Source organism: Labrenzia sp. 011 (assembly GCF_003075075.1).
Lineage (GTDB): Bacteria > Pseudomonadota > Alphaproteobacteria > Rhizobiales > Stappiaceae > Roseibium.
In genome coordinates, this window is the sequence record NZ_QCYM01000001.1 from 287,792 (window position 1) to 300,122 (window position 12,331).

Consider the following 12,331-nt stretch of genomic DNA (forward strand, 5'->3'; position numbering starts at 1 on the left):
GATGCTGTTTTGCGGCGCAGCATCGGGAAACGGCAGTGAGGGGCAAAATGGATAAATACGATCTTATTGTGATCGGCAGCGGCCCGGCGGGCCGGCGGGCCGCGATCCAGGCGGCGAAATTCGGACACAACGTTCTGGTGGTCGAAAAAGGCGGCCGTGTCGGCGGCGTCTCCGTTCATACCGGCACGATCCCGTCCAAGACACTGCGCGAGACGGTGCTGAATCTCACCGGGTGGCGCGAGAGAGGTTTTTACGGCCGTTCCTACAGGGTGAAAGACGACATAACCGCCGCGGACCTGAGAGCGCGCATGCATATTACGCTCGATCACGAAGTGGAGGTTCTGGAACACCAGTTCGCCCGCAACAAGGTCGACACCATGCGCGGCCAGGCCAGATTCACGGATCCGCATACCATTGAGGTGGAGGGCGAGATCGGCGAGGTGCTGAAATTTACCGCCGACAAGTTCATCGTCGCCGTCGGCACCAAACCCTTCCGGCCGGACTATGTCCCCTTCGATGACGAATATGTTCTCGACAGTGACGACATTCTCGATCTGGCAGACCTGCCGCGATCCATCGCGATCATCGGCGCCGGCGTGATTGGTGTCGAATATGCGTCGATCTTCTCCGCCCTCGATGTCCATGTGACCCTTGTGGAGCCGCGCGATTCCATGCTTGATTTTCTCGACAAGGAGCTCGTCGCCGATTTTACCCACCAGCTGCGCGACCGCGGCATGGCCCTGCGGTTCGGAGCCAAGGTGGAAAAGATCGAAAAGCATGGCGCCGCCAGATGCGAAATCACGCTGGAAGGCGGACGCTCTATCCGCTCCAACGTCATTCTGTTTGCCGCCGGCCGGATGGGGGCGACACCCTCACTCAATCTGGAAGCCTGCGGGCTTGTGGTCGATCATCGGGGACGGCTGAAGGTGGACCCGATGACCTTCCAGACCGATGTGCCGCATATCTTCGCTGCGGGCGACGTGATCGGCTTCCCGAGCCTCGCCTCCACCTCCATGGAGCAGGGGCGGATCGCCGCCTGCCATGCGCTCGGTGAAACAGCCTACGATCCGCCGGAATATTTCCCCTATGGCATTTATGCGGTGCCGGAAATATCCACGATCGGCATGACCGAGGAAGAGATCAAGGAGCGCGGCATCCCCTATGAATGTGGCGTCGCCCGCTTTCGGGAGACCTCGCGCGGCCACATCATGGGTCTCGACAGCGGCATGCTGAAAATGATCTTCTCGCTCAAGACCCGGCGCCTGCTCGGCTGCCACATCGTCGGGGAGGGGGCGACGGAGCTTGTCCATATCGGCCAGGCGGTTCTGAACCTGCGCGGCACGCTGGAATACTTCGTCGAAAACACCTTCAATTACCCGACCCTGGCCGAAGCCTACAAGATCGCCGCCCTCGACGCCTGGAACCGCATGCCGCCAATGGAGGAGTGAAGACTTCTCTGCCTCTGCCGCCCGGCCTCGAGGTGGCTATTGTGCAAGAGGTCCCGGATCAAGTCCGGGGCGGGGCCTTGTCGCCTATAGCGTCCGGATCGGTGCACACTCTGTGGCAGGTGTCATGACTGACGGAGCATCGCATTGTCGTCCTTCCCGACCAGCAGCTTCAACTTTTGAAAAATGGCGCAAGCGCCTGCGAACGGGTAGTTTGCAGAAAATTATCTCGAATCCTCTCCCAAGGTCCGCCGATGCCGCAAAGCCTGCTCCTGAAGAATGCCGATATGCTCGTCACCATGGACGGGGAGCGGCGGGAAATCCCCGGTGGCGGTCTCTACGCGGAGGACGGCATCCTCAGTCAGGTCGGCCCGTCCGGCGAACTGCCGCAGACCGCCGACAGGGTGATCGACGCTTCCGGACAGATCGTTCTTCCGGGATTCGTCAATACCCATCACCATCTCAACCAGACGCTGACGCGCAATCTGCCGGCGGCGCAGGACAACAATCTGTTTCCCTGGCTGCAGGCCCATTACCGGGTCTGGGCGAAAACCGGTCCGGAGGCCTCGCGAACCAGCGCCCTGATCGGTCTGGCGGAACTGGCCCTGTCCGGCTGTACCACCGTCTTCGATCACACCTATCTTTTCCAGAGCGGCAACAAGGTCGACTACCAGATCGAGGCCGCGCGGGATCTCGGCGTGAGATTTCACGCAAGCCGTGGCTCCATGTCCCTCGGCGAGAGCAAGGGCGGTCTGCCGCCGGATGTGTGTGTGGAAGACGAGGATCATATTCTCAGCGACAGCGTCCGCGTGATCGATCGCTATCACGACGCATCGCACGGTGCGATGACGCGCGTTGTCCTGGCGCCCTGTTCGCCGTTTTCGGTTTCGGAAGATCTGCTTCGGGAAAGCGCGCTGCTGGCGCGCGACAAGAACGTGATGCTTCACACCCATCTGTGCGAAACGCTGGACGAGGAGCGTTATACGAAGGAGCGCTTCGGCAAGCGTCCGGTGGAATGGATGCAGGATCTCGGCTGGATGGGGCCGGATGTCTGGTTCGCCCACGCGATCCACGTGGATGACGACGAGATCCGTCTCTTTGCCGCGACCGGATGCGGCGCCGCCCATTGCCCGTGTTCGAACATGCGTCTTGCCTCCGGCATCGCACCGGTGAAGAAATACATGGCCGCCGGGGTCAAGGTCGGTCTCGGCGTCGATGGTTCCGCCAGCAACGACGGCTCCAACATGCTGATGGAGGTCCGCCAGGCGATGCTTCTGGCGCGGCTCAACCTGGGCCTTCAGCCGGAAACGGACCCGCAAGGCAATGCGCTTCCACCGCTGGCGCACCCTTCGCGATCCCGGGAGTGGATGACCGCGCGCGAAGCGCTGGAACTGGCAACCCTCGGCGGGGCATCGGTTCTTGGAAGAAATGACGTAGGGTCATTGGAAACAGGCAAGTGTGCGGATTTCTTCACCCTTGACCTGAACACGCTCCCTTTCGCCGGCGCTCTTCACGATCCCGTCGCTGCCGTGGTCTTCTGCGCACCGCAGGCGGCGAAAACCACGGTCATCAACGGGCGGGTGATCGTGGAAGACGGGCGTATCGTCACGATGGACATGGAGCCGGTGATCCGGGATCATAACCGCATGAGCCTGGAGCTGGCGGCCGGGGCGTGAGGCGGGCGGCAAAGGTCTTTCCGAAGCCCGGTCGAGCCGACAGTGTCCGGGCATTGCTGCCGCGTTTATGTCGCCTGCTTCGCCGCCCGCAAGATCAGCCTCCGGCTATCCGAAAACGACACCGGTTGCGCGCCATTCGTCCGGGTGGCGGAGAACGGCGACTTCACGGTCCTCCATCAGCGTGCTCTTGCCGATCCCGGAGAATTTCTTTCCCTTCACGTCCAGAAGTTCGATCTCGAATTTCAGGGTGGCATCGGGGGGAATGACGCCGGGAGCACCCTGGGAGCCGTAAGCCATGCCCGGCGGAATGATCAGTTCGCGCTTGCCGCCGACCTGCATGCCTTCAACGCCCTTTTCCCAGCCCGGGATGACCCGGCGCTCGCCAAGGGTGAAGGAGAAGGGCGTGCCGCGGTCGACACTGCTGTCGAACTTGGTGCCGTCCATCAGCCAGCCGGTGTAATGCACCACCACCGTCTCGCCGACATTGGCTTCTTCGCCGGTGCCTTTCTCGATGTCGCGGATCTGCAGGTCTTCCTGCGCGGAAGCGGAGACCGCGAGGACGAGAGAGAAGGCTAATGTGAGCAGATGTCTGAGCATGGCGTTCCTTTCTGGTCAGCCAGGGTGTGGCTGTCTTGACGGCAAATTGGGTCACGCAAGTCTTGAAGGCAAGCCCGGCGCAGATGAATCAAGGGGTCTTTTTCTCTGCCGCCGAGCGGATCAGCTTTTCAAGCAGGCGCGAGAGCTCGCTCTGCTCGTCTTTCGTGAGGCCGTCCACGGCCGCGTGCAGGGTCTCCACGTAGTCGGGTATCTTTCCCTTGATCAGTCCGAGCCCCTTTTCGGTCAGACAGACCGAGAGGGCGCGACGGTCCTCCGGATGCGGACAGCGTTCGACCAGTCCGGCTTTTTCCAGCCTGTCGAGCCGTGCGGTCATGCCGCCCGAGCTCATCATGGTGGTGCGGTAGAGTTCGGTCGGCGTCAGCTTGTAGGGCGGCCCGGAGCGTACAAGCGTCGCCAGCACGTCGAATTCACCGGCTTTCAGGCCGATATCCGCATAGGACGGCACCAGATAATCCCGGGTCATCATATGGGCCGCTTCATTCAGACGGCCGATCACCACCATCGGCAGCAGTTTTCCGGCAAGCTCGGGCATTTCTTCCAGCCACTGCCGGCGCGCCCGTTCGGCGCGGTCGAGCAGCAGCTCCGCCGGGTCACCGAAGAGGTGTGGAGTAGGCTTGCCTGGATCTCTGGATTTGATGGTCATGTTCTGGTTCCCGAAAGACCCTGGCTGCACGCGTCAGGTCGATCTGTTCAAGGTCCGGAAAAGACACGCCATTCCGGTGACCGCGATGAGGAGATGCGTTCCTTCCTTACAAAGAAATTCAACCTGACTCAAGAATCTTGATATAAAGTATCTTGAAATAAAGATATATGTTGCTATCTCTTCCCGAAAGCGGACACAGGCCCTAGGCTGGAAGAAAAGGAACATCCAATGGCGGACACCACCGGACCCGGGCAGCGGCACGGAACCGTAAGCCCCGGCTCCTTGCCTGCGGGCAATGCCGCGGCGCGATTGCTTGACAGGCCGGTCTCCCTGTTGCTCGTCGTCGGCGGATTTCTGGCACTCTCCACCATCATCGCCAAGGCGGCGCCGGTCCTGGGCTGGCATCCTCTGGCCTTGCTGCAATGGTCCATACTGGGCGGTGCGGCGGGCCTTTTTGCCCTGACCCGGATTTCCACCCTCAAGGGCGCGCGAACCGGCGAACCGGTCGATCGCAGGAAATTTGCCGTCTATCTCGGCTGCAGCGGTCTGCTGTTCGTCGTGCCCAACATGATCGCGGTGGTCGCCGCTTCAAAGGTCGGTGCGGGCTTCGTGTCGCTGAGTTACGCCTTTCCCTTGGTCCTGACCTACGCAATCGCCGTGCTCCTGCGGCTGGAGCACCTGCAACTGTTGCGGGGAGGCGGGGTTCTGGCCGGTCTTGCCGGCGCGGTCCTGCTTGCCGTCTCCGGGTCGCACCTGTCCATCGAAGCATCGTGGTGGTCGATCCTCGCGCTGTCCATACCGGTGTTCCTGGCGGCCGGAAACATCTACCGGACGCTGAAATGGCCGAAAGGTGCCGGTCCGGCCGATCTGGCCGTGGGGATGATGGCCGTCGGGTTTGTCGCGCTTGTCGTCTTTAATACAGCCATGGACACGCCGGCCGCTCCGGTCTCCTGGACGAGCGGTGCCATCGGGCTGCTTGTCGCGCAGATCGCGATCTTTACCCTTCAGTACGGCCTGTATTTCCGGCTGCAGCAAACGGCCGGTCCGGTTTATCTGAGCCAGATCGGATCCGTCGCGGCGGTCACCGGCCTCGGGCTCGGATATCTGATTTTCGGAGAAATCCCCGATCTTGCAAGGCTGGGGGCGGTCTTCAGCGTCGGAGCGGGGATCGTGCTGGTGACCATGGGGCGGCCGCGAACGCCCTGATCTTTCGCTGGCAAGCCCCGTTCTTCGAGGTCTGTCAGCCCCAGAGCCATGCGGCTCCGCGCACGCCGGAGCTGTCGCCGTGAACGGCCTTGCGGATCGGTGTCTCGAAGGTATCGGAGAAGATGAAGGGCAGCATCGCCGGGGGAAGGTCGTCATAGAGCTCGTCGATATTCGACATGCCGCCGCCGAGCACGAAGACGTCCGGGTCCAGCAGGTTTGCGCTCATGGCAAGCGATCGGGCGAGGCGACTTACATAGGCGTCATAGACCTCGTTGGCCACCGAGTCGCCGGAGCGTTTCAGCTCCATGATCTCGTGTCCCCTGAGAAGTTCTCCGGTCCTGTCCTTGTAATCGAGCTGAAAGCCGGTGCCCGAGCACCAGCGGTCGATCACGCCCTTGTGGCCGATCCAGCTGTCCGGTCCCGGAAATTCCTCTGGTTTCAGCCAGGGAACGGTGATGGCGCCCCATTCACCGCCGATGCCGTTCGCACCCAGATGGGCCTTGCCGTCTATGGCGATGCCCGATCCGCATCCCGTGCCGACAATGATCGCATGCACCACATGTGCTCCGGCGCCGGCCCCGTCCGTGGCTTCGGAAACCGCCAGACAGTTGGCATCGTTCTGGATGCGCACCGGCCGGCCGAGAACGTCTTCGAGATCCCGGTCCAGCGGTTTTCCGTTCATCCAGGTGGAATTGGCGTTCTTGACCAGCCCGGTCCTGGGCGAGAGGGAGCCGGGAATGCCGAGGCCCAGTGTGCCGGTCTGCCCGGTGGCCTGTTCGGCAGTATCGACAAGAGTCTTCACGGCGGTGAGGCAGCCGTCATAGTCTCCCTTGGGCGTGCCGACGCGCTGCCGGAAGAGTTCTTCTCCCGCATCCGAAAGCGCGATGATCTCGATTTTCGTACCGCCCCAGTCAATTCCCAGCCGCATGTTATCTCACCTGTTTCGTCAGCTCGAAAGCCGCTGCCTGTCCGTCTTCCAACTCGTCCGGCTGTTTGCCGGAGATTTTGAAGGTTTCAAGTATATCCGTCATTTCCGCTTCATTCTGGATGACGTCACCAGAAAACCGGAATTTGGGCGTGCACTGACGGAGTTCATGATCTCTCGCGGCAGGTCCGGGCTGTCGGCGGGATCGGAGGAGTTTTCGGACATTGACCCTTCAGACTGAATTCGGCAACGACCGGGCCAGCCGGCCCGGGTTTCTCGGTTCGCAACCTAATTGACAGAGGTCGGGTTGCGTTTTCAAGACTTTGGTTTGATATATCCCGAACCTTGCCCCGGCAACAGGTGGTGCGGCGGAAGCGGACTGAATGACAGGCTGGACGGACAGGCTAAGGCAGTGGTTTTCCGGGGATGCGGCAAGGCAGCGCGCTCCGGAGGAAAAACAACGGCCAATCCGCAGAACCGGGGCGAGGACGAAGGCGCCGCACTGGGCTGTGGAAGAGAGCGATCCAACGGTCGATCCGGGTCCGTTCGCGGTAGCGGAGAAGACGACCGGACATCCCCGAAAACCGCCGTTTGTCACTTACTATTACGTCTGGGGCACGCTGGCGCTTTTGCTAATGGGCGCCGCTGCCTTCGTGCTGGTCTGGCGGCCAGCTCAAGGCACGGATACGGAAGTGGCCGGACCGCGCCCTGGTGACCCGCTCCTGCCGCTGGGCGACCGGGAGCGGAAAGAACTGCTCGATCCCTCCCCGGAACTGGGCGCGACTCTGAAGAGCGGCTTTCACGGAAAACCTGCGGCGCTCTGCGCCGAACTGCATGGTCTCGGGCTGGAAAACCCGGGCTGGAAAAAAGCGCCTTTCCGGCAGGACCGCTGGCAGTGCGCCTCCGAACTGGTGCCGCTGACCACGCCCAGTGTCGACTACGGTTCCACGACGCTGTTTTTTCTGCTTCGTGGACCTTCGGAAGACAGGATCGATTATCTGCGCCTCAAACTGGTGGTCGAGGACCCGAAACAGAAGCAGATCGGTCTGGACGCGGTCTGGCTGGTCATCGACGCGCTCACCGGCCGTTACGGCTGGACGGTTCCGGACAGCTTCCGGGAGGCCGTATCCCGGTTCAAGGGTCTCGAGACCATCCATCGCGGTGTCAGACTGTCCGTTGCCCCGGAGGATCCGCAACTGACCGGCGATCCGCTGGCCAGCCGGCGGCTCAACATCATCCTGAATTTCGGCGAGCCGGATCTGATCCGGCCCGCCGATCGTTTCGAAAAGGCGCCGCCGCTCGAAAGCGGCTGGGGGGCTGAGCCGGCCGGAACGCGATGACCTCTCAGCGGTCCGGCAGCGGAATGAATTCTTCCGCGTCGCCCGGCACCGTGTCGAACCGACCGAGCCGCCAGTCTTCCTTGGCCTGTTCGATCCGCTCCCTGGAGGAGGAAACGAAGTTCCACCAGATGTACCGCTGTCCGTCCATCGGCGCACCGCCGAGAACGACGAAGCGGGCCGGTTCCGGCGAGCTGTTCTCCACCACAAGGTGATCGCCCGCCTTGAAGACGAGCAACTGGGCCGGATCGAAGCTCTGACCGGCGATGCTGATCTGGCCGCTGACCGTATAAAGCCCGCGTTCCTCCCAGCCCGCGTCGAGCGGAATCTTGGCCCCGGGCTCCAGGGAGACATCGGCATAGAACATGTCCGAAGCGGTTTCGACCGGAGCCCTGTGACCGTAGAGCTCGCCGGCGATCAGTTTGACGGAAGCGCCCTTGTCGGACAGTTCCGGCTGAGCCTGCGAACCGAAATGCTGGAAGGCCGGGGCGCCTTCCTCCAGGTGTTTCGGCAGGGCCACCCAGCTTTGCAGGCCGAACAATGGCCGCTTCTCGAGAAGACGTTCCGGCCGTTCGCGTTCGGAATGCACGATGCCCTTGCCTGCGCTCATCCAGTTCAGTGCGCCGGGCGTGATGGCGATCTCGGTTCCGAGACTGTCGCGGTGATACATTTCCCCTTCGAACAGATAGGTGACCGTCGCCAGACCGATATGCGGGTGCGGGCGCACATCGATGCCGCCGCCGACAAGCAGTTCGGCCGGACCCATCTGGTCGAAGAAGATGAACGGGCCGACCATGCGGCGCCGCGCGGAGGGCAGGGCCCGGCGAACCGAAAAGCCGCCGAGATCTGATGTGCGCGGCACGATAATCGTCTCAATCGGATCGCAGCTTGCCGCATTCCCGGGAACGGGGTCAGGTATATTCAACCAGCTCATCTGCCTCTCCTTGAGTATCAACGTGCGTCCGGAAATCAGATAGGGCGCTCCGTGCAACAAAGTCCATTGAACAGTGTGTTTCCATCTCGCCGCTTGATGCGGATTTCATCGGGTGGGCAAGGCAAATCCGGATGCGGGATTGACTGAACGGTCCCTTCGGCCGCAAACAGTCCGGCCGACCGGATTTCAGCCCTCTGGATGTTTTCAATGAACCTCGATCCGTTTTACCCCATCGTCGATAGCTCCGACTGGATCGCGCGGCTGGTGCCGCTCGGCGTCAGGCTGGTTCAACTCCGCATCAAGGACGCGCCGCAAGACAGGCTGCGCCGTGAAATCGCCGCTTCGAAAGCGGTTTGCGAAGATCATGGCTGCCAGTTGATCGTCAACGACCACTGGCAGCTCGCCATCGAGGAGGGATGCGATTTTGTTCATCTGGGCCAGGAGGATCTTGCCGAGGCGGACGTCAGGGCCATCCGCAAGGCCGGTCTCCGTCTGGGCGTTTCCACCCATGACGGCGAGGAACTGGAAACGGCGCTGTCCGTGGAGCCCGACTATGTCGCGCTGGGACCGGTCTATCCGACCGGGTCGAAGGACCTCAAATGGGCGCCGCAGGGTCTGGACAGGATTGCTGGCTGGAAACGGCAGATCGGCGGACTGCCGCTGGTTGCCATCGGCGGTCTGACGCTGGAACGGGTATCCGGCGTTTTCGAAAACGGCGCCGATGCCGCGGCCGTCATTTCCGACGTGACCGGCAATCCGGATCCGGAAGCCCGGACACGGGCATGGCTGTCGCTCACGGCACAATGGCGGTAGGAGCGGATTGATCGAACCGCTTTCCGGTTCCGGCAACCCTTCACGCGAATATCGCCTTGTCGTGCGCGACCTGATCGCGCAGGAAGTCCTGGACGGCCGCGACATGGCGCAGGGGGCGGGAGCTTTCATGGGTCACCATCCAGTAGGCCCGGTGAATCCGGATGTCCGGCAGAACCGCAACAAGGCCTTCGTCGCCGCGAGCGATGAAATCGTGCAGGATGCCGATCCCCGAGCCTGCGCGCACAGCTTCCGTCTGACCGAGGGCGGAAGCGATTTCGAAGCGGGCCGACCAGTCCCGGGTGATTTCCGTGCCGTAGCTGAGCGAGGGAGAATAGAGAATGTCCTCGACGTAGCCGATCAGATCGTGCTCGATTAAATCGCCTGAATTGCGCGGAGTGCCCCGCCGCTCGAGATAACTCCTTGAGGCATAAAGGCCGAGGGCATAGTCCACCAGTTTGCCCGCGACAAGGCGCCCGGTTTCCGGCCGGTCGATGGTCACGGCGATGTCGGCTTCGCGCCGTGACAGGGAAAAGGAACGGGGCATGGGCACGAGCTGGATGGTCAGGCCGGGATGTTTCGCGGTGAGCTTGCCGAGACGCGGTGCCAGATAGGCCACGCCGAAGCCATCGGGCGCCCCGATGCGCACCGTGCCGGAAATGCCCGGCGTATCTCCCCCCAGTTCCGCCCGCGCGGCGATGGCTTCCGCTTCCATCCGTTCGGCCCGTTCAAAGAAACGGCTGCCGCTGTCGGTCAGGGTGCATCCGGAGGTGGACCGGTCGAACAGGCGGGTGCCGAGACTTTCTTCCAGGGCGGTGAGCCGCCGGGCAACCGTTGCATGGTTCACCCCCAGCCGCCGCGCCGCCGCGAGTATCTGCCCGGTGCGTGCGATCGCCAGGAATATGCGGATATCGTCCCAGTTCACCGGATACCACTTTCCCGTCCTGCACCGGCCCTCTCCGCGCAGGCGGTGACCGGGGCTTCCGGACGTTCCGGCCGGCATGACAAGGAGGGGAATTGGACCTATCGTTCCGGCACTGAAATTCATTCGATGGGTTTCAAATGCCATAACTATAAAAAATGCACAACAGATCCGGAATACTGCGGCTTGTTTATCGCAAAAATAAAAGTCAAAAAGACTGCGGATTAAGAGCCAGGAACAGGGCCTGCATGCGGCAGGACGTATGGGAGAAACGCAAAATGCAGAAGATCGGTCATTTTATCGGCGGCAAGCACGTGGAGGGCACGTCCGGCCGCTTCGCGGATGTCTATAATCCGGCCACCGGCGAGGTCCAGGCCCAGGTCGCGCTCGCCAGTCAGGCGGAAATGGATGCGGCCGTTGCCAATGCCGCCGCCGCGCAGCCGGCCTGGGCAGCAACCAACCCGCAGCGCCGCGCCCGCGTGATGATGAAATTCGTCGACCTGCTCAACCGGGACATGGACAAGCTTGCCGAAGCGCTGTCGCGCGAGCACGGCAAGACCCTGCCGGATGCCAAGGGCGACGTGATCCGCGGCCTGGAAGTCGCCGAATTCTGCATCGGCGCGCCGCATCTGCTCAAGGGCGAGTTCACCGAAGGCGCCGGTCCCGGCATCGACGTATATTCCATGCGCCAGCCGCTCGGCGTCGTCGCCGGGATCACGCCGTTCAACTTTCCGGCCATGATCCCCATGTGGAAATTCTGCCCGGCGATCGCCTGCGGCAATGCCTTTATCCTGAAGCCTTCCGAGCGTGATCCCTCCGTGCCGATCATGCTGGCCGAACTGATGATCGAAGCCGGTCTGCCTGCGGGTATCCTGAACGTCGTCAACGGCGACAAGGGCTCTGTGGATGCCATCCTCGACGACGAGACCATTCAGGCCGTCGGCTTTGTCGGCTCCACGCCGATTGCGCAGTATGTCTATTCGCGTGCAACCGCAAACGGCAAGCGGGCACAATGCTTCGGTGGTGCGAAAAACCACATGATCATCATGCCGGACGCCGACATGGATCAGGCCGCCGATGCCCTGATCGGTGCAGGCTATGGCGCTGCCGGGGAACGTTGCATGGCGGTTTCCGTCGCGGTTCCGGTCGGGGAAAGCACCGCCGACGCCCTGATCGAAAAGCTCGTCCCGAAGGTCGAGGCGCTCAAGATCGGTCCCTATACGGCCGGAAACGATGTGGACTTCGGTCCGCTGGTCACGAAGGAAGCCCTTGGGCGTGTGAAGGGACTTGTGGAGCAAGGCGTCAAGGAAGGCGCGAAACTGGTCGTCGACGGCCGTGACTTCTCCCTGCAGGGTTATGAAGACGGGTTCTTCATGGGCGGTTGCCTGTTCGACAATGTCACCAAAGAGATGGAGATCTACAAGACCGAGATCTTCGGTCCGGTGCTGTCCGTGATCCGTGCCAAGACCTACGAGGAAGCCCTCGATCTGCCGATGAGCCACGAATACGGCAACGGCACGGCGATCTTCACCCGTGACGGCGATACGGCGCGGGACTTTGCTGCGCGCATCAATATCGGCATGGTCGGCATCAACGTGCCGATTCCGGTGCCGATCGCCTATCACACGTTCGGCGGCTGGAAGAAATCCGGCTTTGGTGATCTCAATCAGCACGGTCCGGACGGGTTCAAGTTCTACACCCGCACCAAGACAGTCACCTCCCGCTGGCCTTCCGGCCTGAAGGATGGGGCCGAGTTCTCCATTCCGACGATGAAATAGATCGACAGCGGAATTCATGGGAAAAGGCGGTGCGTTT

Annotated in this window: 11 protein-coding genes; 6 read left to right on the forward strand and 5 right to left on the reverse strand. The window is 62.0% G+C overall.

Annotated features, from left to right (window positions below):
* Positions 1-47: 47 nt before the first annotated feature.
* Together sthA and DCO57_RS01310 are read left to right on the forward strand one after the other, a co-directional pair.
* A complete protein-coding gene (gene sthA / locus DCO57_RS01305; RefSeq protein WP_116697036.1) occupies positions 48-1,448 on the forward strand; it encodes a Si-specific NAD(P)(+) transhydrogenase in 1,401 nt (466 codons plus the stop codon).
* Between the two features lie 251 nt (positions 1,449-1,699).
* Positions 1,700-3,121 carry an 8-oxoguanine deaminase gene (locus tag DCO57_RS01310; RefSeq protein WP_116697037.1) on the forward strand — a complete coding sequence of 474 codons (1,422 nt, stop codon included), beginning with the start codon at positions 1,700-1,702 and terminating at the stop codon, positions 3,119-3,121.
* A gap of 105 nt (positions 3,122-3,226) precedes the next feature.
* On the opposite strand, the gene DCO57_RS01315 is transcribed toward DCO57_RS01310, so the two are convergent.
* Entirely contained in the window at positions 3,227-3,718 is a 492-nt protein-coding gene (locus DCO57_RS01315) for an FKBP-type peptidyl-prolyl cis-trans isomerase (protein ID WP_208977727.1), read from the reverse strand.
* 88 nt (positions 3,719-3,806) lie between these two features.
* Complete coding sequence (locus tag DCO57_RS01320) at positions 3,807-4,382, reverse strand: MarR family transcriptional regulator (protein WP_116697038.1); 576 nt, start codon at positions 4,380-4,382, stop codon at positions 3,807-3,809.
* A gap of 228 nt (positions 4,383-4,610) precedes the next feature.
* On the opposite strand from DCO57_RS01320, the gene DCO57_RS01325 reads away from it, so the two are divergent.
* A complete protein-coding gene (locus DCO57_RS01325) occupies positions 4,611-5,588 on the forward strand; it encodes an EamA family transporter (protein ID WP_116697039.1) in 978 nt (325 codons plus the stop codon).
* 34 nt (positions 5,589-5,622) lie between these two features.
* On the opposite strand, the gene DCO57_RS01330 is transcribed toward DCO57_RS01325, so the two are convergent.
* The gene (locus DCO57_RS01330; protein ID WP_116697040.1) at positions 5,623-6,516 is read right to left on the reverse strand and encodes an ROK family protein; all 894 of its coding nucleotides are present in this window, start codon (positions 6,514-6,516) and stop codon (positions 5,623-5,625) included.
* Positions 6,517-6,896: 380 nt separating this feature from the next.
* Here DCO57_RS01330 and DCO57_RS01335 point away from each other — a divergent pair, with 380 nt between their 5' ends.
* Complete coding sequence (locus DCO57_RS01335; RefSeq protein ID WP_133192607.1) at positions 6,897-7,853, forward strand: DUF6030 family protein; 957 nt, start codon at positions 6,897-6,899, stop codon at positions 7,851-7,853.
* A gap of 4 nt (positions 7,854-7,857) precedes the next feature.
* Here the strand turns inward: DCO57_RS01335 and DCO57_RS01340 are convergent, their stop codons facing one another.
* Positions 7,858-8,784 (reverse strand): pirin family protein, encoded by a 927-nt coding sequence (locus DCO57_RS01340; RefSeq protein WP_116697330.1) that lies wholly within the window; start codon positions 8,782-8,784, stop codon positions 7,858-7,860.
* 207 nt (positions 8,785-8,991) lie between these two features.
* Between DCO57_RS01340 and DCO57_RS01345 the strand changes: the two genes are divergently transcribed.
* The gene (locus DCO57_RS01345; RefSeq protein ID WP_116697331.1) at positions 8,992-9,597 is read left to right on the forward strand and encodes a thiamine phosphate synthase; all 606 of its coding nucleotides are present in this window, start codon (positions 8,992-8,994) and stop codon (positions 9,595-9,597) included.
* A gap of 40 nt (positions 9,598-9,637) precedes the next feature.
* Here DCO57_RS01345 and DCO57_RS01350 read toward each other — a convergent pair whose 3' ends face one another.
* A complete protein-coding gene (locus tag DCO57_RS01350; RefSeq protein WP_116697332.1) occupies positions 9,638-10,519 on the reverse strand; it encodes a LysR family transcriptional regulator in 882 nt (293 codons plus the stop codon).
* Positions 10,520-10,794: 275 nt separating this feature from the next.
* Here DCO57_RS01350 and DCO57_RS01355 point away from each other — a divergent pair, with 275 nt between their 5' ends.
* Positions 10,795-12,294 carry a CoA-acylating methylmalonate-semialdehyde dehydrogenase gene (locus tag DCO57_RS01355; protein WP_116697333.1) on the forward strand — a complete coding sequence of 500 codons (1,500 nt, stop codon included), beginning with the start codon at positions 10,795-10,797 and terminating at the stop codon, positions 12,292-12,294.
* Positions 12,295-12,331: the final 37 nt, after the last annotated feature.

Excerpts from the sequence above, each read along its gene's own strand:
- sthA (WP_116697036.1), top strand. The coding sequence starts at position 48 with ATGGATAAATACGATCTTATTGTGATCGGCAGCGGCCCGGCGGGCCGG.
- DCO57_RS01330 (WP_116697040.1), bottom strand. The coding sequence starts at position 6,516 with ATGCGGCTGGGAATTGACTGGGGCGGTACGAAAATCGAGATCATCGCG.
- DCO57_RS01340 (WP_116697330.1), bottom strand. The coding sequence starts at position 8,784 with ATGAGCTGGTTGAATATACCTGACCCCGTTCCCGGGAATGCGGCAAGC.
- DCO57_RS01325 (WP_116697039.1), top strand. The coding sequence starts at position 4,611 with ATGGCGGACACCACCGGACCCGGGCAGCGGCACGGAACCGTAAGCCCC.
- DCO57_RS01320 (WP_116697038.1), bottom strand. The coding sequence starts at position 4,382 with ATGACCATCAAATCCAGAGATCCAGGCAAGCCTACTCCACACCTCTTC.
- DCO57_RS01310 (WP_116697037.1), top strand. The coding sequence starts at position 1,700 with ATGCCGCAAAGCCTGCTCCTGAAGAATGCCGATATGCTCGTCACCATG.
- DCO57_RS01315 (WP_208977727.1), bottom strand. The coding sequence starts at position 3,718 with ATGCTCAGACATCTGCTCACATTAGCCTTCTCTCTCGTCCTCGCGGTC.
- DCO57_RS01355 (WP_116697333.1), top strand. The coding sequence starts at position 10,795 with ATGCAGAAGATCGGTCATTTTATCGGCGGCAAGCACGTGGAGGGCACG.
- DCO57_RS01335 (WP_133192607.1), top strand. The coding sequence starts at position 6,897 with ATGACAGGCTGGACGGACAGGCTAAGGCAGTGGTTTTCCGGGGATGCG.
- DCO57_RS01345 (WP_116697331.1), top strand. The coding sequence starts at position 8,992 with ATGAACCTCGATCCGTTTTACCCCATCGTCGATAGCTCCGACTGGATC.